The sequence below is a fragment of the Pseudomonas sp. GNP012 genome, from assembly GCF_054343835.1.
Genome location: NZ_JBTGUU010000001.1, coordinates 4,945,343 through 4,964,647, shown reverse-complemented (window position 1 = coordinate 4,964,647; position 19,305 = coordinate 4,945,343). Strand labels below are relative to the sequence as shown.

The window sequence follows — 19,305 nt, the reverse complement described above, 5'->3', positions numbered from 1 at the left end:
GGATTCAGGGCTTTGTTTCGGCCTTGGCTACTACCTTCACCCACCACTGCGTGTGCTGTTCAATCTGCACCGGCAGGGTCGGCAGCAGGGCATTGAGCGCCAGGTCGGTATCGCGCAGCGGGAAGCTGCCAGTGATGCGCAGGTCGGCGACTTCCGGCGCGACGCCTGTGTAACCGGGTCGATAACGGCCGATTTCATGCACCAGATCTTCCAGCCGCGTGTTGTCCACCACCAGCATGCCGCGGGTCCAGGCATCCGCGCCGAAATTGACGGCCAGAACCGGACCCAGGCCGTTATTGCGGATCAACACCTGCTGGCCTTCGCGCAGAATCTGTTCATCCGGGCTGGACTCGGGGTGAACCGCCACCGCCGACTGCAACACACTCAGGCGTGTGCCTTCTTCTTCACGCTTGACCAGAAACCGCGTACCCAGCGCGCGCATGCTGCCTTCACGGGTTTCGACGATGAACGGCCGGGGATCGCCATGACCGGTTTCAACCAGGATTTCGCCTTCCTGAAGCACGATGCGCCGCTGCTTCTCATCGAAGCGCACATCCAGGGCGCTGTGGGTGTTGAGATTGACCAGCGTGCCATCCGCCAGGCGCAGGGTGCGCTGCTCGCCAACAGCGGTGCGCTGGTCGGCCAGCCAGTAATCGATCGGCAGGTAACGTGGCCCGGCAAATAGCGCCAGGCCGATCACGGCCACCACGCTCGCCACGCCATTGCCGAGTTTGCGCACCCGTCGGCGGATGCCTTCGCGCGATTGCAGCAGGGCAGTGCGAGCCGGGCCACTGGCTGCGCTGAAGCGTTGGTCGAGCATGCCCAACTGGCGCCAGGCACGGGCGTGCTCTTCGTGGGCAGCGTGCCACTTGGCGAATTCTTCGCGCTCTACCGGGTTGGCGCCATCCATGGACAACTGCCAGGCAATCGCTGCGTCCAGCACGTTGGCCGATACCGGTTTGGAACCGAGCGGGTTCATGTCGGCTGACCATATAGCGCGATATAGCACTGGCGAATGCCCTGGGCCAGGTACTGGCGTACTCGCGGCACCGATACCCCCAGGCGCTCGGCGATTTCTGCGTGGCCAAGACCGTCGAGACGGTTGTAGAGGAACGCCGCCCGGGCCTTGGTGGAAAGCTTGCCGAGCAAACGGTCGATGTTTTTCAGGTCTTCGAGGATCATCTGCTGTTCTTCCGCCGACGGTTGTTCGGCTTCGGGAATCAGCATCAGCTCGGTGAGGTAAGCCTGCTCCAGCGCGGCGCGACGGAAATAGTCGAACAGCAGGCCCTTGGCGATGGCCACCAGGAATGCCCGCGGTTCGCGTGGTTCCTTCAGTTCCTCGCGGCCCAGCAAGCGCACGAACGTGTCCTGGCTCAGGTCTTCGGCCCGCTGTGGGCAGGCGACATTGCGTCGAAGCCAGGCCAATAGCCAACCGCGATGGTCGCGATATAACGCACCGACGAGTTCACTTTGAGGGCTTGGGACTGACGACACGCCGCATCACCGCTTGGGAAGTGTTAACTAACGAGAATTGTTCGCGATTGTGGCAGAGGCGGGGGTGGTCCGCAATCGGCGTTGGTCGGGAGACCGCGTCATCGTTCATCGCGGGCAAGCCCGCTCCCACAGGGGGTTCGGTACTCCTGTGGGAGCGGGCTTGCCCGCGATGAGGCCAGAGCAGGCGCCGAAGACTAGAAGGACGGGGCTTGTTGCCGCCGCTTCCACTGACTCAAGCGCTGTTGCAAATTCAGCGGGCTATGAATCTGCTGCTGCCGCGCGCGGCTGAACAGGATCAGCGCCAGTTCAGCGGTGGCCAGGGCGTCGGCGCTGGCGTGGTGACGTTCGAAGACTTCGAGTTTGAACCAGTCGATCCAGTCGTCCAGCCCGGCCTCGCGAAAGTGCGCCTGGGGGCATAGCAGCGGTGCAATGTCCGCCACGTCCAGAAACGGATGCTGCATCTTGAAACCCAGATGATCTTTCAGCGCACGGCCGAGCATGTGCTGGTCAAACGGCGCGTGGAAGGCCAGTACCGGACTGTCACCGAGGTACTCCATCAGGTCGAGCAGCGCTTCTGCGGGATCGCTGCCCGCCGCAATGGCGCTGGGGCCAATGCCGTGGATCAGCACGCTGGGGCCGAGTTTTACTTGCGGATATTGCAAGGTGCGTTCGAACTGCTGGCGAAAGTCGATGGCCCCGTCCTCGATCGCTACCGCGCCAATCGAAAGCACATGGTCTTTGTTCAGGTTCAGCCCGGTGGTTTCCAGATCGAGCACCACCCAGCGCTGTTCACGCAGGCTGCATTCGCCCAAGGCGGGAACGGCCGGCAAGCGTTCCAGGCGATGTTGCAGGTCGGCGGGCAGGGTGGGGCTCGGCGGGCGCAGCCATGAAAACAGGCTCATAACTGATACCGCAAGGTCAGGCTGCTCTGCAGGCGTTGGGCCTGACGCAGGGACTCACGCAGGATGCGTCGGTCCAGGTGATTGAGGCTGTCGGGATCGACCCGGTTCGAGTAGGGAAAATTCTCCCGGGTCTGTAATTGATGTTGCTGCATGCGGGTTTGCTGGATGAAGTGATAGGCCTCTTCGTACGCGGCGCCGTCCAGGGGTTCGATGATCTCTTTGGCGACCAATTGGCGAAAACGCTCCAGCGTGTTATTGGCCTCGATGCCATGGGCCAGGGCCAGCAGTCGGGCGCCATCGACAAACGGAGCCAAGCCCTGGATCTTCAGGTCCAGGGTGGCCTTCTCGCCATTTTTGCGCGTCAGCACGAACTCGCGCAAACGCCCTACGGGCGGGCGATTGCGCAGCGCATTCTCGGCCATCATGCGCTGGAACAAACGGTTGTCACCGACCTGATCGAGAATGCCCCGACGCAACTGCTCGCAGCCTTGCTCGCTGCCCCAGACCACGCGCAAATCGAAATAGATGCTCGAACCCAGCAGGTTCTCCGGGGTGGCCTCGCGGATGAACGCCGCAAAGCGCCGCGCCCATTCGGCCCGGGACAGGCACAGCTCGGGGTTGCCGGCCATGATATTGCCCTTGCACAAGGTGAAGCCGCACAGCGCCAGGCTCTGGTTGATCTGCTGGGCGATGGGCAACAACTTGCCGCGTATCTCGGCGGCATGGGCTGCATCCCTGGCTTCGAACAGAATGCCGTTGTCCTGATCGGTGTGCAGGGTCTGCTCGCGACGGCCTTCACTGCCGAAGCACAGCCAACTGAATGGCACGCCGGGATCACCTCTTTCGGCGAGGGTCAGTTCGATCACCCGGCACACGGTGTGATCGTTGAGCAGGGTGATGATGTGGGTGATCTGCGTCGAAGACGCGCCATGGGCCAGCATGCGCTCGACCAGTTGGCCGATTTCGCCCCGCAGCGCCACCAGGTTTTCCACCTTCGGTGCGTTGCGGATGGTGCGCGCCAGGTGCACCAGGTCGACCCGTTGCAGGGAAAACAGATCGCGCTCGGAAACCACGCCGCACAAGCGTTGGTCCTTGACCAGGCAGACATGGGCGATGTGACGCTCGGTCATGGCAATCGCCGCGTCGAATGCACTGTGGTCCGGCGACAGGAAAAACGGCGCCCGGGTCATGTGCCCTTCGATGGCTTCGTTGAAATCACTGCTGCCGTTGGCCACGGTCTGACGCAGGTCGCGCAGGGTGAAAATCCCCAATGGAGCCTTGAGTTCATCGACCACCACGATGCTGCCGACCTGTTGTTCGTGCATCAACGTCACGGCTTCACGCAAAGGTGTCTGCGGGGCGCATGACACCGGGTGGCGCATGGCCAATTCACCCAGTCGGGTATTGAGCGAATATTGGGTGCCGAGGGTTTCCACGGCTTTTTGCTGCACTTGCTGGTTGACCTGATCCAGCAGGCTGCTGACGCAGCGCAGGGCGAAGTTGCGGAAGGTGTCCGATAGCGAAAACAGGCGGATGAATGCCGGCTTGTTCAGCTGCAGGCAAAAGGTGTCTTCGCCGGCGAGGTGCTCGGTACGGGTGGCCCGTTCACCCAGCAACGCCGCGAGGGGAAAACATTCACCGGTGGCGATTTCGAAGACTGTTTCGATGCCACCTTTTGCCGTATCCGGACGCTCGCCCACGACCCGGCCTTGCTTGACGATATAGAAGTGCTCGACCGGGCCGTCGGCGGGTTTGATGATGCTCTCGCCGGGGGCGTAAAAGCGCAGCTGACATTGCTCGACCAGATACGCCAGGTGCGCGTGTTCCATCTGGTTGAAAGGCGGGAAGCGCTGAAGGAATTGCAACGTGCCCTGGATGTTCTGCAACACCGCGGTTTTCCCTGCCTGTGTGAAGGCGTCCGCTTTACTCATAACCATTACCGCAGTCTTTTTTGAATTGTTGTAGTCGGATGACCCGGACATGGTCGCCCCCTGTAACCGGGGTGCCCATTGGACGTAAGTCTAGGTAGGCCGTTAGCGCCCTGAAATGTCGGAAAAATCCTACACAAGTGTGCGAAAAACCTCTCGGCCCCCCTATTGGAAAATTATGTGTCGGAGTGCACATTGGTGGTCAGCTTAGCGATGTCTCATAACTGTGCTAGGGAATTGAATAGAACATGTAGAGAACGCCATGTCCGACCACGATATTTTGAGCGACGCCGAGCGCGAAGCGCTGAGTGCCGTCATGCTGGAACCTGACCTGCCACCGCAACGCGTGCTGATTGTCGATGACGATAAGGACGCCCGGGACCTGCTGTCAGGGATCCTGGCACTGGACGGTATTCGCTGTCTGAGCGCGGCCAGTGGCGAAGCGGCACTCAAGATGCTGGAAGAGAAACCTTCGATCGGACTGATGATTACCGACCTGCGCATGGGGCATGTCGACGGTCTGGAGCTGATCCGACAGGTGCGCGAGTCGGTACGGGCGGCGTTGCCGGTCATCATCGTCTCGGGCGATGCCGACGTAAAAGATGCGATCGCCGCGATGCATTTGAGTGTGGTGGACTTTCTGCTCAAACCGATTGACGCCGACAAGCTGCTGGAGCTGGTCAAGCATGAGCTTGGGATGGAGCCTTAGTCCAAGCCGGTAAACACTGCACAAACCCTGTGGGCGCGGGCTTGCTCGCGAATACGTAGTGTCAGTCGAGTATTTTTTGGCAGATGCACCGCTTTCGCGAGCAAGCCCGCTCCCACAAATCAAACAAAAAAGCCCTGATCTTTCGATCAGGGCTTTTTCATGTCCGGCGCAGGCGCTCAGTTACAGGCCATTGGCGGCCTTGAACTCGCGACGACGACGGTGCAGGACCGGCTCGGTGTAGCCGTTCGGCTGTTTGGTACCTTCGACCACCAGTTCGACCGCCGCCTGGAAGGCGATGTTGCTGTCGAAGTTCGGGGCCAGCGGACGGTACAGCGAGTCGCCGGCGTTCTGCCGGTCAACCACCGGCGCCATGCGCTTGAGGCTTTCCATTACCTGCTCTTCGGTGACGATGCCATGGCGCAGCCAGTTGGCGATGTGCTGGCTGGAAATACGCAGCGTGGCACGGTCTTCCATCAGGCCGACGTCATTGATGTCCGGCACTTTCGAACAACCGACGCCCTGGTCGATCCAGCGCACCACGTAACCGAGAATGCCCTGGCTGTTGTTGTCCAGTTCGTTCTTGATCTGTTCGGCGGTCCACTGCGGGTTCACCGCCAGCGGGATGGTCAGGATGTCGTCTACCGATGCATGGGCACGTTTGGCCAGTTCGGCCTGCCGGGCGAACACGTCAACCTTGTGGTAGTGCAGTGCGTGCAGTGCAGCGGCGGTCGGCGAAGGTACCCAGGCAGTGTTGGCACCGGCCAGCGGGTGAGCGATTTTCTGTTCGAGCATCGCTGCCATCAGGTCCGGCATGGCCCACATGCCTTTACCAATCTGCGCGCGACCTTGCAGGCCGGTGCTCAGACCGATATCGACGTTGGAGTTCTCGTAGGCGCCGATCCATTTTTCCGCCTTCATGTCCGCCTTGCGCACCATCGGGCCGGCTTCCATGGAGGTGTGGATTTCATCGCCCGTGCGGTCGAGGAAACCGGTGTTGATGAACACCACACGCTCGCTCGCCGCCTTGATGCAGGCCTTGAGGTTGATCGTGGTACGACGCTCCTCGTCCATGATCCCGACTTTCAGGGTATTGCGTGGCAGGCCCAGCACGTCTTCGATGCGACCGAACAACTCATTGGTGAACGCGGCTTCTTCAGGGCCGTGCATCTTCGGCTTCACGATATAGACCGAGCCGGTGCGGCTGTTCTTGCGGGAGCTGTTGCCGTTGAGGTTGTGGATCGCCGACAGGCAGGTCACCAGGCCATCGAGAATGCCCTCCGGCACTTCATTGCCATCTTTGTCGAGGATCGCGTCGATGGTCATCAGGTGACCAACGTTGCGTACGAACAGCAACGAACGACCGTGCAGGCTCAGTTCGCTGCCATCGACCGCGGTGTAGGTGCGGTCGGCGTTCATGGTACGGGTAAAGGTCTGACCGCCCTTGGCGACGCTTTCCGACAGATCGCCCTTCATCAGGCCGAGCCAGTTGCGGTAGATCACCACTTTGTCATCGGCGTCGACGGCGGCAACCGAGTCTTCGCAGTCCATGATGGTGGTCAGTGCGGCTTCCATCAGGATGTCTTTGACGCCGGCCGCGTCGGTCTGGCCGACCGGGGTGCTGGCGTCGACCTGGATTTCGAAATGCAGGCCGTTGTTTTTCAGCAGGATCGCGGTCGGTGCCGCGGCATCACCCTGGAAGCCGATCAGTTGAGCGTCGTTGCGCAGGCCGGTGTTGCTGCCGCCTTTAAGGGCAACCACCAGTTTGCCATCGACGATCTTGTAGCCAGTGGAATCGACGTGGGAGCCGGCCGCCAATGGCGCCGCTTCGTCGAGGAAGGCACGGGCGAAGGCGATGACCTTGTCACCGCGCACCTTGTTGTAGCCTTTGCCTTTTTCCGCACCGTTGGCTTCGCTGATGGCGTCGGTGCCGTAGAGCGCGTCGTACAGCGAACCCCAGCGGGCGTTCGAGGCGTTGAGCGCGAAGCGGGCGTTCATCACCGGCACCACGAGCTGCGGGCCGGCCATGCGGGCGATTTCGTCATCGACGTTTTGCGTCGTTGCCTGGAAATCGGCCGCTTCTGGCAGCAGATAACCGATGTCTTGCAGGAAGGCTTTATAGGCCGCGGCGTCGCGCGCCTGACCGGCACGTTCCTGGTGCCAGGAATCAATACGAGCCTGGAAATCATCGCGTTTGGCGAGTAGGGCTTTGTTCTTCGGGGCCAGGTCATGGATGACCTTGTCGGCACCGGCCCAGAACTTATCGGCGGTGAGGCCGGTACCGGGAATGGCTTCGTTGTTCACGAAGTCGAACAGGACTTTGGCGACCTGCAGGCCACCGACTTGAACGTGTTCAGTCATTGCTTGCCTCACTCTGCTCAGCTATTTCGCTTTTCAGCTCTTCAAATTAACAATGAAGCCTTGGCCATTTAAACCACAAACCCCTCTGCCAGTACATGCCCATGACGGGCGGCTGGGTTGGGACCAATCAACGGCTTGGGGCCTTGCTGACAGGGCTTTCAGGGTTGCGAACGTGCCGGCGGCAGACATCGATCCAACGTTATGTAGTGCGCGCTGCGGCATACTACATGATGAATTGCGGTTGTGAAAATTAGACTAATCACGTCGTTCTGCGACCCCATGACGCATTGCGGTCACGGCGCGAAGCAGGATGTTCTCAAAAAACCAGTGGATTGTTCCAGTTAAATATCAAAAGTTGTACACGATTTGTTGGGTCAGTCAGATCGGCGGTGCACCCATTCGCGAGCAAGCCCGCTCCCACAAGGACAGCGCATGACCCTTTGGGAGCGGGCTTGCCCGCGAAGGGGGCAGTCGATACACCTTTGATTCCGGATCTGCCCAGGCACCTTCCAACCCTTGCCTATACTTGGTTCTCTGTAACGAAAATCATGACCAGAGGGCTGCGCCATGGACCACCTCGTACTCACCGTTTTCGCACCGGACAAGCCCGGGCAAGTCGAGCGCATTGCCCAATGCATTGCCGAGCACGGCGGCAACTGGCTGGAAAGCCGCATGTCGCGCATGGCCGGACAATTCGCCGGCATTCTGCGGGTGGGGGTACCGGCCGAGGCCTATGACGAACTGGTCGATGCCCTGCAAGGCTTGTCCACCCTGGGCATTCGCGTATTGATCGCCGAAAGCAGTATCGAACAATCCTGCACCTGGAAGCCGATCGCGATGGAACTGGTGGGCAATGATCGCCCGGGGATCGTGCGTGACATCACACGCTTGTTGAGCGAGCAGGGGGTGAGTCTGGAACGGTTGGTTACCGAAGTGCGCCCGGCACCGATGAGCAGCGAGCCGTTGTTCCATGCCGAAGCGATTCTTGCCGTTCCGCTGACGCTGTCGCTGGACGTACTGCAATCGCGCCTGGAAACCCTGGCCGACGATCTGATGGTCGAATTGGTGCTGCGCAGTGAGCCCTAATCAGGTTATCCAAGTTAAACGTGCACCGGCCTGTGGATAACCTGTAGAGACACCCCGCCAGGCCACGCCGGCCGGGGTTCTTCAGGAACTGATCAAAAAACCAGCAGTTACAGCCACTTGCGCACAATCGGCGGGGATCACGCTGTGGATAACCTTGGGAAGGAATGATGCAGGCCACGGAACTCGTGGCCTGTAGAGGTTTGTGTGTTTTTTGATCAGCTGCGGCGGCGCAAACTCAGCCACGCATCCACGCTGTAAACCGCCAGACCGGCCCAGATGAACATGAACGCTACCAGGGTACTGGACGACAGGTGCTCGCCAAACAGCAGCACCGCTTGCAGCAGCACCAATGTCGGCGCCAGGTACTGGAGAAAGCCCAGTGTCGTGTAGGGCAAATGCCGCGCAGCCGCGTTGAAGCAGACCAGCGGCACCAGCGTGACCGGCCCGGCTGCCACCAGCCACCAGGCTTCTGACGTGGTCCAGAACTCGGCCTGAGCGCTGTGGGCGGTCGGATTGAACAGCAACCAGGCAATGGCGATCGGCACCAGCATCCAGGTTTCCACCACCAGCCCCGGCAGTGCCTTGACCGGTGCCTGCTTGCGAATCAACCCGTAGAAACCGAAGGTCAGTGCCAGCACCAGCGACACCCACGGCAGGCTGCCGACCTGCCAGACCTGTTGCGCCACACCCACAGCCGCCAGACCGACGGCAATCCACTGCATGCGCCGCAGGCGTTCGCCAAGGATCAGCATGCCCAGCAACACGTTCACCAAGGGGTTGATGTAGTAACCGAGGCTGGCCTCCAGCATGCGGCCGTTGTTCACCGACCAGACGTAGGTCAGCCAGTTGGCCGCGATCAGCGCACCGCTCAGGGCCAGGATCGCCAGGCGTCGCGGGTTCTCCCGCAGCTCGCGCCACCAGCCGGGATGCTTCCACACCATCAGCAGCAAGGCGCCGAACAGCGCCGACCACAACACCCGGTGGATGATGATTTCCACGGCGGGCACGCTGGCGATGGCTTTGAAGTAGAGGGGGAAAAGTCCCCAGATGATGTAGGCACTCAGACCCAGAATGTACCCGCGACGCGGGTTGGCGGCTTGCATGCAGAATCCTTGCTTAGGCAGCTAACAAAGAAGGGATTGTAAGGAGATTTGTCTGCGAATGTCCTGACTGAATAGGTAGGTCTTTTGTGAACATCGGTATCTGTAGGAGCGAGCCTGCTCGCGATGGACGTCAACGATAACGCGTGCTGTCTGGATAAACGCGTTGCCCTTGCGTTCTTCGCGAGCAGGCCCGCTCCTACAGGGGGGCAGGGTGGGTCAGAAGAGTTTTAGTGGCTCTTCATTGAGCGCCGCCAGTTGTTCGCGCAGAGCCAACACCTGATCTCCCCAATAACGCTCGGTGCCGAACCACGGAAAACTGCGGGGGAACGCCGGATCGTCCCAGCGACGGGCGAGCCAGGCGCTGTAGTGCAACAAACGCAGGGCGCGCAAGGGTTCGATCAGCGCCAGTTCACGCGGGTCGAAGTCGTGGAATTCGTTGTAGCCATCCATCAGTTCCGACAACTGGCTCAGGCAATCCTGGCGATCACCGGCGAGCATCATCCAGATGTCCTGTACCGCCGGGCCCATGCGGCAGTCGTCGAGGTCGACGATATGGAACATCTCGTCGCGGCACATCATGTTGCCGGGGTGGCAGTCACCGTGCATGCGGATGTTCTGGTGTGGCGTGTTGCTGTAGGCATCTTCCACACGCTTGAGCAGATCTCGGGCCACCGACTCGTAGGCCGGCAGCAGGCTGCGGGGGATGAAGTTGCCGTCGAGCAACGTGGCCAGCGAGTCATGGCCGAAGTTTTTCACCGCCAGCGCTTCACGGTGCTCGAACGGCCGGGTCGAGCCGACCGCGTGCAGGCGTCCGAGCAACTGGCCCAGGCGATACAGTTGATCGAGGTTGCCCGGCTCCGGTGCGCGGCCGCCGCGGCGGGGGAACAGGGTAAAACGGAAACCGCTGTGTTCGTGCAGGGTTTCACCGTTGTGGATCAACGGCGCCACCACCGGCACCTCGCAGTCGGCGAGTTCGGCGGTGAACTGGTGTTCTTCCAGAATCGCTTCGTTGCTCCAGCGTTGCGGCCGGTAGAATTTGGCGATCAGCGGCTCGGCGTCTTCGATACCGACCTGATAGACGCGGTTCTCGTAGCTGTTGAGCGCCAGGATGCGCGCGTCGCTGAGAAAGCCGATGCTTTCGACGGCATCGAGCACGAGGTCTGGCGTAAGGGTTTCAAACGGGTGGGCCATGCTGACTCCTGCGCGCAGCAGGCTGCTGCGTCCGGCCAGGCATGGTAGCGCAGACGGCGCGGTTTTAGTGGTTGGGCTTGAGAAGTGTAGTGTCCGGGCTGACGCCTTCGCGGGCAAGCCCGCTCCCACAGGAGATCTTCGGTGTGCCGCCGATCGCATGCACACCGACAATCCAATGTGGGAGCGGGCTTGCCCGCGAAGAGGCCGGATCAGGCGCCGACGATCCCGCCATCTTCACGCGAGATGGCCATCACCGAAGACCGCGGCTTGCCATTGGGCAGATGCTCGGGGAAGGTCGAGCCACCGTTTTCACCCGGGTGCTGGATCCCGACGAACAGGGTTTTCTGGTCCGGCGAGAAGCTGATCCCGGTCACCTCACAGCCCACCGGCCCGACCATGAAGCGGCGAATCTCGCCGGTCGCCGGATCAGCGCAGAGCATCTGGTTGTTGCCCATGCCGGCAAAGTCACCGGTGTTGCTCACATCGCCGTCGGTCAGGATCCACAAGCGGCCGGCGTTGTCGAAGCCCAAACCGTCCGGGCTGTTGAACATGTTCTGCGGCGTGATGTTCGACGAGCCGGCCTTTGGCGTCCCGGCATGTGCGACCGGGTTGCCGGCCACCACAAACAGGTCCCAGGCAAAGGTGTGTGAGGCGTGATCGTCGCGCTCGGTGCGCCAGCGCAGGATCTGGCCGTAGACGTTCTTCTCCCGCGGGTTCGGTCCGCCCACCGGTTGCCCGTCTTCGCCGCGCTTGGCGTTGTTGGTCAACGTGCAGTAGACCTGGCCATCCTTGGGGCTGACCACGATCCATTCCGGGCGGTCCATGCGCGTGGCTTTCACCACACTGGCGGCGAGACGCGCGTGGATCAGCACTTCAGCCTGATCGGCAAAGCCGCTGCTGGCGTCGATACCGTTTTTGCCATGGGTCAGTTCGATCCATTCACCCTGGCCCTTCGGGTGATCGGCGTTGCCGTCCCCTGCATCGAAACGCGCCACATAGAGGGTGCCGTGATCGAGAATGTCGCGGTTGGCCTTGGGGTTCTTGTGGTCGATCTTGTCGCGGCTGACGAATTTGTAGATGAACTCTCCGCGCTCATCGTCGCCCATGTACACCACGGCACGGCCATCGTCGGTTTCGGCCAGGGCGGCGTTTTCGTGTTTGAAGCGGCCCAGGGCAGTGCGTTTGACCGGCGTCGACTGCGGATCGAACGGATCGATTTCGACCACCCAGCCGTGACGGTTGAGTTCGTTGGGGTTCTTGGCCAGGTCGAAGCGCTCGTCGTGTTGGTGCCAGTTGATCTCTTTGCTGGTCACCACCGCGCCGTAGCGTTTTTGCGCCGGGTCGAACTTCTGCTCGGCGTTGCTGCTGCCGAAGCAGTCGGTGAAGTTTTCTTCACAGGTCAGATAGGTGCCCCACGGCGTCTTGCCGTTGGCGCAGTTCTGGAAGGTGCCGAGGACGTTCTTGCCGTGGGGATCGGCGCTGGTTTTCAGCAGGGCATGACCGGCGGCCGGGCCGCTCAGGGTGATCGGCGCATTGCCGTGAATGCGGCGGTTGTAGCGCGAGCCCTGGACGAATTGCCATTGGCCGTTCTTGCGCTGCACTTCAATCACCGACACACCTTCGCAGGCCAGCGCCTTGCGCACGTCCTCCGCCGATTGCGGCATGCCGCCGTGGGCGTAGAGGTAGCGGTAGTTGGTGTATTCGTTGTTGATCGCCATCAGCGCCCGGTCTTTTTCACCCGGAAATTCGAACAGGCTCATGCCATCGTTGTTGTCGCCGAACTGGGCTTCCTGATGCTCGGCGCTGCCGTTGCCGCTCGGGTCGAACGCCGGGCCGTCCTTGTGCAGGGGCTGGCCCCAACTGATCAGCACTGAGGACTTGTAGCCCGGTGGCAGGGTGATGGCGTCGCTGGTGGCGGCGGCAATGCTGTCAAAGCCCAGCAACTGGCTGTTACCGGCGCTTACGCTGGCGGCCATCACGCTGCGGCTCAGCAGGTTGCCGCCGAGGAACATCGCCGCGCCGCACAGGGCACCTGCGCTGATGAAGCTGCGACGACTGAGGCCGACCATGGTTTCCAGGTCGGTGGATTGGGTTTCTTCTAATAGGCTCATTTCAGGCTCCCTGCGGTTTTGCAGACACCTTAATGATGAGTAATGAACCTTTTGTTGCAGTTTGCTTAAAGCGGCGTACCCAGCAGAACCCTGGAGGGCGAAAACTCCACGCGCACGGGTTTGCCGCAGGTCAGCCCCAATGCCTGCAGATGCGTTGGTTCGTCCAGTGCGCACAGGGTCAGGCCGTTAGGCAGGGTGATGCGCACTTCGCTGGGGCCATCGTCGGCGTCGAGAATCTTCTCGATGGTGCCTTTCAGGCAATTGTTTCCCGGCGTTTCGGCTGAATCGACCTCCAGCACATCGAGCCAGCCGGCCTTGATCAAGGCCACCACTTCGGTGCCGATTTGCAGCTCCAGGCGCTCGGTGCTGTCGTGAGTGATTTGCGCATCGACGATCAAGCCTTCGGCGACCTCGAGGCGAATCAGGTCGTTGCGTCCCTGGGACTCGATAGCCATTACCTTGCCGTGTAACTGATTGCGCGCGCTGGTGCGCAGCATCAAGCGCCCGAGCAGGTCGAGGTCGCTGGCATCTTCAGCGGCTTCCAGCACCTGGGCCTGCAAGGCTTGCAACTTCTGGTACAGCCGCAGCACCCGCTCGCCTTCTATGGAGAGGCGGGCACCGCCACCGCCCTTGCCGCCGACAATCCGCTCCACCAACGGCTTCTGCGCCAGGTTGTTCAGCTCATCAATGGCATCCCAGGCAGCCTTGTAGCTCAGCCCCGCACTTTTTGCCGCGCGGGTGATCGAGCCTTGTTCGGCGATGTGCTGCAGCAGGGCGATGCGCTGCGGACGGCGGACAATGTGCTGGGACAACAAGGTGGGCAAAGACATGGCAAGTCGCTTTGGGTGGTGGCGATGCAGAGGACGGTGGCGGCTTGGCACGCGTGAGTCAAGTCAGGGTGTCTCGCCGGGTTTGGGCGTGCGGGCCAGGCAATAGACGTCGACCCTCGCGGCACCGGCGTCCATCAACAGCCAGGCCAGGGCCTGGGCCGTGGCACCGGTGGTGAGGACGTCGTCGATCAGGGCCAGGTGCCGGCCTTTGACGGCAGCATCGGGTATCAGGGTGAAAGCGTTGCGCAAGTTCTTGCGGCGCGCTTGGGCATTCAAGGCCTGTTGGGCATCGGTGTCCTGGGTTCGCAGCAGCAACCGTTCGTCGCACGGAATGCTCAGTGCGTCACTCAACCAGTGGGCCAGCATCGCCGCCTGGTTGAACCCGCGCTTGCGCAGGCGTCGGGTGGCCAGCGGTACCGGAATCAGCGCATCGGGTCGCTGCAGATCGTCTTCGAAGCGATGTTGCAGGTATTGAGCGAGAAGTTCTGCGATTAAGCGGCCAAACGGCCACTTTGCGTTGTGTTTGAAGCGGGTGATCAGGCTGTCAACCGGAAAGCTGTAGGTCCAGGGGGCGATCACGTGTTCGAAGGCCGGTGGCTGCTTCAGGCAATGGCCGCAGGTCAGGCCCGCGGCCGGAAGTGGCAGGGCGCAGGTACGGCAGTGATCGCCCAGCCAGGGCAACTCGGTTTCACAGGCCGTGCAGACAGGGACGATGCCGTCGGCGGGTTCATCGCACAAAAGACACGGCTGTTTGTTTTTTGACCAGATGTAAACCTGTCCTTTGTACTGTGGTTGACAGCGCATCGCTCTTCCTTAAATATGCCGAAATATCTGTGAGGCGGCTGTGACATTCCATGATCCAGCCGCATGCCAAAGCATAATTCAAAGGAAACGCCCATGAGCGCCAGCACCACTGCAACCCTGCGTCATGACTGGACTTTGGCCGAAGTCAAAGCACTCTTCGTTCAGCCATTCAATGACCTGCTGTTCCAGGCGCAGACGGTGCACCGTGCGCATTTCGACGCCAACCGTGTTCAGGTGTCGACCCTGTTGTCGATCAAAACCGGCGCCTGCCCGGAAGATTGCAAATATTGTCCGCAGTCCGGTCACTACAACACCGGCCTGGAAAAAGAAAAACTGATGGAAGTGCAGAAGGTCCTCGAAGAGGCCGCTCGCGCCAAGGCCATCGGTTCGACCCGTTTCTGCATGGGTGCGGCGTGGAAGCACCCGTCGGCCAAGGACATGCCGTACGTTCTGAAGATGGTTGAAGGCGTGAAAGCCCTGGGCCTGGAAACCTGCATGACCCTCGGCCGCCTGGATCAGGAGCAGACCGAGGCGCTGGCCAAGGCCGGCCTCGACTACTACAACCACAACCTCGATACATCGCCGGAGTTCTACGGCAGCATCATCACCACCCGCACCTACAGCGAGCGTCTGCAAACCCTGGCCTACGTGCGTGAGTCGGGGATGAAGATCTGCTCCGGCGGCATCCTCGGCATGGGCGAGTCGCTGGACGACCGCGCCAACCTGCTGATCCAGCTGGCCAACCTGCCGGAGCATCCGGAGTCGGTGCCGATCAACATGCTGGTGAAAGTCGCCGGTACGCCGCTGGAAAATGCCGACGACGTCGACCCGTTCGATTTCATCCGCATGCTCGCGGTCGCGCGCATCCTGATGCCGCAATCCCACGTGCGCCTGTCCGCCGGCCGCGAAGCCATGAACGAGCAGATGCAGGCTCTGGCGTTCTTCGCCGGTGCCAACTCGATTTTCTACGGCGAGAAACTGCTGACCACCGCCAACCCGCAGGCCGACAAGGACATGCAACTGTTCGGGCGCCTGGGGATCCTGCCGGAAGCCCGCGAAGAGCACGCCGATGAAGTGCATCAGGCGGCTATCGAGCAGGCGCTGGTGGAGCAGAAGAGCAGCGAGCAGTTCTATAACGCGGCGGTTTGAAGTCAGCGTTCATTCCTCTGAGGGAATGCAAAATCCCTGTGGGAGCGGGCTTGCTCGCGAAGACTGACTGTCATTCAGCATTGATGTTGACTGGACTGACGCTTTCGCGAGCAAGCCCGCTCCCACAGGGGATCTGTGTCATCTGAAAGTCGAGGCCTGCATGTCTTTCGATCTCGCCGCACGCCTTGCTGCCCGTCGTGCCGAAAATCTCTACCGCCAGCGTCCGCTGCTCGAAAGCCCGCAGGGGCCGCAAGTGGTGGTTGATGGCCAGCCGTTGCTGGCGTTCTGTAACAACGACTACCTGGGGCTGGCCAATCATCCGCAAGTGATCGAGGCCTGGCGTGCCGGCGCTTCGAAGTGGGGGGTGGGCGGCGGCGCCTCACATCTGGTCATCGGCCATAGCGCCCCGCACCATGCCCTGGAAGAAGCCTTGGCCGACCTGACCGGTCGCCCGCGCGCGCTGCTGTTCACCACCGGTTACATGGCCAACCTCGGTGCGGTCACGGCGCTGGTGGGGCAAGGTGATACGGTACTCGAAGACCGGCTCAATCATGCGTCGCTGCTCGACGCGGGGCTGTTGTCCGGCGCGCGGTTCAATCGCTACTTGCACAACGACCCGGTGAGCCTGGCCAAACACCTGGAAAAAGCCACTGGCAATACCCTGGTGGTCACCGACGGCGTGTTCAGCATGGATGGCGATATCGCCGATTTGCCAGCACTGGCCCGGGAGGCCAAGGCCAAAGGCGCCTGGTTGATGGTCGACGATGCCCATGGATTCGGACCGCTGGGCGCCAATGGTGGCGGCATCGTCGAGCATTTCGGTTTAAGCCAGGAAGAGGTTCCGGTGCTGGTCGGCACCCTCGGCAAAGCCTTCGGTACGGCGGGCGCCTTTGTGGCCGGCAGCGAAGAGCTGATCGAAAGTCTGATCCAGTTCGCCCGGCCTTACATCTACACCACCAGCCAGCCACCGGCGCTGGCCTGCGCCACGCTGAAAAGCCTGGAACTGCTGCGCAGTGAACACTGGCGTCGCGAGCATTTGCAGACGCTGATCCGCCAGTTCCGTCAGGGTGCCGAGCAGATCGGCCTGGAACTCATGGACAGCTTCACACCGATCCAGCCGATCATGGTTGGCGATGCCGGGCGCGCGGTGCGTCTTTCGCAAATGCTGCGCGAGCGCGGGTTGATGGTGACCGCGATTCGCCCGCCGACCGTGCCTGCAGGCAGCGCCCGATTGCGGGTCACGCTGACGGCTGCTCACAGCGAGGCTCAGGTGCAGCTATTGTTAAACGCACTGGCCGATTGTTTTCAACAACTGCAGCCGGAGCCAAGCCATGCGTGATCGTTTGATTCTGCTGCCCGGCTGGGGGCTCGGCGTTTCACCGCTGGAGCCTTTGGCCGCGGCTTTGCGCGGCCTGGACGAGCACTTGCGCGTCGAGATCGAGCCGTTGCCCGACCTGGAGTCGAGCGATCTTCAAGAGTGGCTCGATGAGCTTGATGCGACGTTGCCGCAAGACGCCTGGCTGGGCGGCTGGTCTTTGGGTGGCATGCTCGCCTGCGAACTGGCGGCCCGGCGTGGCGATCGCTGCTGCGGCGTGTTCACTCTGGCCAGCAACGCGTCTTTTGTCGCTCATGAACACTGGTCAGCCGCCATGCCAGGGGAAACCTTCGATGCGTTTCTGGCGGGATGTGCAGCCGATCCGCGCGCGACCTTGAAACGCTTTTCACTGCTCTGTGCCCAAGGCGCCGAAGACCCGCGCGGATTGTCGCGGTTGTTGCTCGCTGGCGCACCGAACACTGCCGCGCCAGTGCTGCTGAGCGGTCTGCAAGTGCTTGCGCAAGTGGATACGCGACAGGCACTGCAATCGTTCCGTGGTCCGCAGCTGCATCTGTTCGCCGGCCTTGACGGGCTGGTGCCGGCGGAGGCGGCGGGCGATTTACTGGCGTTGCTGCCGGACATAGAAATCGGTCTGATTGAGCAGGCCGGCCACGCGTTTCTTCTGGAAGATCCCCACGGTGTGGCGGGGGCGATCCAGGCCTTTTTGCATGAGTCCGGCGATGACTGATTTATCCCTTCCCAACCTGCCCGGCGCCTTGCCCGACAAACGCCAGGTCGCTGCATCTTTCTCCCGCGCGGCGCAAAGCTACGACAGCGTGGCCGAGTTGCAGCGTGATGTCGGCAGCCAATTACTCAGGCGCTTGCCGCGGGATTTTGTACCGCAGCGTTGGCTGGATCTGGGCTGCGGCACCGGGCATTTCAGTCGTGCCTTGGGTGAGCAATTTCCGAGCAGTCACGGTGTGGCGCTGGATATCGCCGAGGGCATGCTCAATCACGCCCGGCCATTGGGCGGTGCCACGCATTTCGTCGCCGGCGATGCCGAGCGCTTGCCACTGCAGGATTCGACCTGCGACCTGATCTTCTCCAGCCTGGCGGTGCAGTGGTGTGCGGATTTCGACTCGGTGCTCAGTGAAGCTTATCGAGTGCTGAAACCGGGTGGCATTTTTGCGTTTGCTAGTCTTTGTACAGGGACGTTGTTTGAACTGCGCGACAGCTGGCGACAGGTCGATGGCATGGTGCACGTCAACCGCTTCCGGGAGTTTGGCGTGTATCAACATTTGTGCGCTGCCAGTGGTTTGCGGGTCGTCAGTCTGCAAAACCAGGCGCATGTGCTGCATTACCCGGATGTGCGCAGCCTGACCCATGAGCTCAAGGCGCTGGGTGCGCACAATCTCAATCCCGGTCGACCGGGTGGCTTGACCGGTCGAGCGCGGATTCTGGGTTTGATTGAGGCTTATGAGCAGTTTCGTCAGGCCCAAGGCCTGCCGGCGAGTTATCAAGTGGTGTACGCCATTTTGGAGAAACCCTTATGAGCGCAGCCTATTTCATCACCGGCACGGATACGGATGTCGGTAAAACCACGGTCGCTGCGGGGCTGCTGCATGCGGCGCGTTCGGCGGGTTTGAGCACGGCGGCGGGCAAACCGGTCGCTTCCGGTTGCGATGTAACGCCCAAAGGCTTGCGCAACGCCGATGCGCTGGCCTTGTTGGCGGAGTGTTCGCTGCCGCTGACCTACGCACAGGTCAATCCGATGGCCTTCGAACCGGCCATTGCCCCCCATCTGGCGGCACGGGAGGCGGGCGTGGCGTTGACGGTGCAGTCGTTGCTGGCGCCGATGCGGCAGATTCTGGGTCTGCAAGCGGACTTCACCCTGATCGAAGGCGCCGGCGGCTGGCGCGTACCCTTGGCGGATCAGGACAATCTGTCGGACCTGGCCATTGCATTGAAGCTGCCGGTGATCCTGGTGGTCGGCGTGCGGCTGGGATGTATCAGCCATGCCTTGTTGACCGCCGAAGCGATCGCCCGGGACGGTTTGCAACTGGCGGGGTGGGTGGCCAACATCATCGACCCGAAGACCTCTCGGCTGGAAGAAAACCTCGCCACCCTGGCCGAGCGCCTCCCGGCGCCGTGCCTGGGACGTGTGCCAAAACTCAAGGCCGTGACGGCAGAAGCCGTGGCCGAGCACTTGCAACTGGACCTGTTGGACTGACGTTTGGCAATGCGGGCTTTGCCTATGACAAGGCACTGTGCCATTAGTGTTTTTGACGGGTGTTTTGCCAGCCACTCTGCTTCAATGGCCGTTGT

The 19,305-nt window shown here is 61.5% G+C and carries 17 protein-coding genes; 7 read left to right on the top strand and 10 right to left on the bottom strand.

The annotated features are described in order from the left end of the window. Window positions 1–4 precede the first annotated feature (4 nt). The 4 genes from ACXX83_RS22490 to ACXX83_RS22475 form a co-directional block, all read right to left on the bottom strand. Window positions 5–979 (bottom strand): FecR domain-containing protein, encoded by a 975-nt coding sequence (locus tag ACXX83_RS22490; RefSeq protein WP_217836554.1) that lies wholly within the window; start codon window positions 977–979, stop codon window positions 5–7. After that, a complete protein-coding gene (locus ACXX83_RS22485) occupies window positions 976–1,494 on the bottom strand; it encodes an RNA polymerase sigma factor (RefSeq protein ID WP_217836553.1) in 519 nt (172 codons plus the stop codon). Before ACXX83_RS22485 ends, ACXX83_RS22490 begins: the two co-directional genes overlap by 4 nt. Window positions 1,495–1,688: 194 nt before the next feature. After that, window positions 1,689–2,396, bottom strand: a complete 708-nt coding sequence (locus ACXX83_RS22480) for a 3'-5' exonuclease (protein WP_458549648.1) — start codon at window positions 2,394–2,396, stop codon at window positions 1,689–1,691. Beyond that, window positions 2,393–4,333 (bottom strand): putative nucleotidyltransferase substrate binding domain-containing protein, encoded by a 1,941-nt coding sequence (locus tag ACXX83_RS22475; protein ID WP_217836551.1) that lies wholly within the window; start codon window positions 4,331–4,333, stop codon window positions 2,393–2,395. Before ACXX83_RS22475 ends, ACXX83_RS22480 begins: the two co-directional genes overlap by 4 nt. Before the next feature lie 253 nt (window positions 4,334–4,586). Here ACXX83_RS22475 and ACXX83_RS22470 point away from each other — a divergent pair, with 253 nt between their 5' ends. Continuing rightward, window positions 4,587–5,033: a response regulator gene (locus tag ACXX83_RS22470; protein ID WP_217836550.1), complete on the top strand. Its 447-nt coding sequence runs from the start codon at window positions 4,587–4,589 to the stop codon at window positions 5,031–5,033. Between the two features lie 180 nt (window positions 5,034–5,213). Here the strand turns inward: ACXX83_RS22470 and ACXX83_RS22465 are convergent, their stop codons facing one another. Further along, window positions 5,214–7,391 (bottom strand): malate synthase G, encoded by a 2,178-nt coding sequence (locus ACXX83_RS22465; protein ID WP_458549647.1) that lies wholly within the window; start codon window positions 7,389–7,391, stop codon window positions 5,214–5,216. A 567-nt stretch (window positions 7,392–7,958) separates the two neighbouring features. On the opposite strand from ACXX83_RS22465, the gene ACXX83_RS22460 reads away from it, so the two are divergent. After that, window positions 7,959–8,477 carry a glycine cleavage system transcriptional repressor gene (locus ACXX83_RS22460; protein ID WP_008048231.1) on the top strand — a complete coding sequence of 173 codons (519 nt, stop codon included), beginning with the start codon at window positions 7,959–7,961 and terminating at the stop codon, window positions 8,475–8,477. Window positions 8,478–8,692: 215 nt separating this feature from the next. On the opposite strand, the gene rarD is transcribed toward ACXX83_RS22460, so the two are convergent. The 5 genes from rarD to ACXX83_RS22435 all read right to left on the bottom strand — a co-directional run bounded on the left by rarD (window position 8,693) and on the right by ACXX83_RS22435 (window position 14,516). Beyond that, window positions 8,693–9,580 (bottom strand): EamA family transporter RarD, encoded by an 888-nt coding sequence (gene rarD, locus ACXX83_RS22455; protein ID WP_095964118.1) that lies wholly within the window; start codon window positions 9,578–9,580, stop codon window positions 8,693–8,695. 216 nt (window positions 9,581–9,796) lie between these two features. Further along, window positions 9,797–10,771: a serine/threonine protein kinase gene (locus ACXX83_RS22450; RefSeq protein WP_015097103.1), complete on the bottom strand. Its 975-nt coding sequence runs from the start codon at window positions 10,769–10,771 to the stop codon at window positions 9,797–9,799. A 209-nt stretch (window positions 10,772–10,980) separates the two neighbouring features. Continuing rightward, window positions 10,981–12,882, bottom strand: a complete 1,902-nt coding sequence (locus ACXX83_RS22445) for a PhoX family protein (protein WP_458549646.1) — start codon at window positions 12,880–12,882, stop codon at window positions 10,981–10,983. Between the two features lie 65 nt (window positions 12,883–12,947). After that, entirely contained in the window at window positions 12,948–13,712 is a 765-nt protein-coding gene (locus tag ACXX83_RS22440; protein WP_217836546.1) for a TOBE domain-containing protein, read from the bottom strand. A 63-nt stretch (window positions 13,713–13,775) separates the two neighbouring features. After that, on the bottom strand, window positions 13,776–14,516 hold the full coding sequence (locus tag ACXX83_RS22435) for a ComFC family protein (RefSeq protein ID WP_458549645.1): 741 nt from the start codon (window positions 14,514–14,516) through the stop codon (window positions 13,776–13,778). Window positions 14,517–14,609: 93 nt separating this feature from the next. Here ACXX83_RS22435 and bioB point away from each other — a divergent pair, with 93 nt between their 5' ends. The 5 genes from bioB to bioD all read left to right on the top strand — a co-directional run bounded on the left by bioB (window position 14,610) and on the right by bioD (window position 19,210). Continuing rightward, window positions 14,610–15,665 carry a biotin synthase BioB gene (bioB, locus tag ACXX83_RS22430; RefSeq protein WP_217836544.1) on the top strand — a complete coding sequence of 352 codons (1,056 nt, stop codon included), beginning with the start codon at window positions 14,610–14,612 and terminating at the stop codon, window positions 15,663–15,665. Window positions 15,666–15,825: 160 nt separating this feature from the next. Next, on the top strand, window positions 15,826–17,004 hold the full coding sequence (bioF, locus tag ACXX83_RS22425) for an 8-amino-7-oxononanoate synthase (RefSeq protein WP_458549644.1): 1,179 nt from the start codon (window positions 15,826–15,828) through the stop codon (window positions 17,002–17,004). Next, window positions 16,997–17,728, top strand: coding sequence for an alpha/beta fold hydrolase (locus ACXX83_RS22420; protein WP_102674208.1), 732 nt, complete (start codon window positions 16,997–16,999; stop codon window positions 17,726–17,728). The genes bioF and ACXX83_RS22420 overlap by 8 nt, the downstream gene beginning before the upstream one ends. Then, window positions 17,721–18,533, top strand: a complete 813-nt coding sequence (gene bioC / locus ACXX83_RS22415) for a malonyl-ACP O-methyltransferase BioC (protein ID WP_458549643.1) — start codon at window positions 17,721–17,723, stop codon at window positions 18,531–18,533. Before ACXX83_RS22420 ends, bioC begins: the two co-directional genes overlap by 8 nt. Next, a complete protein-coding gene (gene bioD / locus ACXX83_RS22410; RefSeq protein ID WP_217836542.1) occupies window positions 18,530–19,210 on the top strand; it encodes a dethiobiotin synthase in 681 nt (226 codons plus the stop codon). Before bioC ends, bioD begins: the two co-directional genes overlap by 4 nt. The last annotated feature ends 95 nt before the right edge of the window (window positions 19,211–19,305 follow it).

Coding starts and splice junctions, on each gene's coding strand:
- ACXX83_RS22490 (WP_217836554.1), bottom strand. CDS start 979: ATGAACCCGCTCGGTTCCAAACCGGTATCGGCCAACGTGCTGGACGCA.
- ACXX83_RS22480 (WP_458549648.1), bottom strand. CDS start 2,396: ATGAGCCTGTTTTCATGGCTGCGCCCGCCGAGCCCCACCCTGCCCGCC.
- ACXX83_RS22475 (WP_217836551.1), bottom strand. CDS start 4,333: ATGGTTATGAGTAAAGCGGACGCCTTCACACAGGCAGGGAAAACCGCG.
- ACXX83_RS22470 (WP_217836550.1), top strand. CDS start 4,587: ATGTCCGACCACGATATTTTGAGCGACGCCGAGCGCGAAGCGCTGAGT.
- ACXX83_RS22465 (WP_458549647.1), bottom strand. CDS start 7,391: ATGACTGAACACGTTCAAGTCGGTGGCCTGCAGGTCGCCAAAGTCCTG.
- ACXX83_RS22460 (WP_008048231.1), top strand. CDS start 7,959: ATGGACCACCTCGTACTCACCGTTTTCGCACCGGACAAGCCCGGGCAA.
- rarD (WP_095964118.1), bottom strand. CDS start 9,580: ATGCAAGCCGCCAACCCGCGTCGCGGGTACATTCTGGGTCTGAGTGCC.
- ACXX83_RS22450 (WP_015097103.1), bottom strand. CDS start 10,771: ATGGCCCACCCGTTTGAAACCCTTACGCCAGACCTCGTGCTCGATGCC.
- ACXX83_RS22445 (WP_458549646.1), bottom strand. CDS start 12,882: ATGAGCCTATTAGAAGAAACCCAATCCACCGACCTGGAAACCATGGTC.
- ACXX83_RS22440 (WP_217836546.1), bottom strand. CDS start 13,712: ATGTCTTTGCCCACCTTGTTGTCCCAGCACATTGTCCGCCGTCCGCAG.
- ACXX83_RS22435 (WP_458549645.1), bottom strand. CDS start 14,516: ATGCGCTGTCAACCACAGTACAAAGGACAGGTTTACATCTGGTCAAAA.
- bioB (WP_217836544.1), top strand. CDS start 14,610: ATGAGCGCCAGCACCACTGCAACCCTGCGTCATGACTGGACTTTGGCC.
- bioF (WP_458549644.1), top strand. CDS start 15,826: ATGTCTTTCGATCTCGCCGCACGCCTTGCTGCCCGTCGTGCCGAAAAT.
- ACXX83_RS22420 (WP_102674208.1), top strand. CDS start 16,997: ATGCGTGATCGTTTGATTCTGCTGCCCGGCTGGGGGCTCGGCGTTTCA.
- bioC (WP_458549643.1), top strand. CDS start 17,721: ATGACTGATTTATCCCTTCCCAACCTGCCCGGCGCCTTGCCCGACAAA.
- bioD (WP_217836542.1), top strand. CDS start 18,530: ATGAGCGCAGCCTATTTCATCACCGGCACGGATACGGATGTCGGTAAA.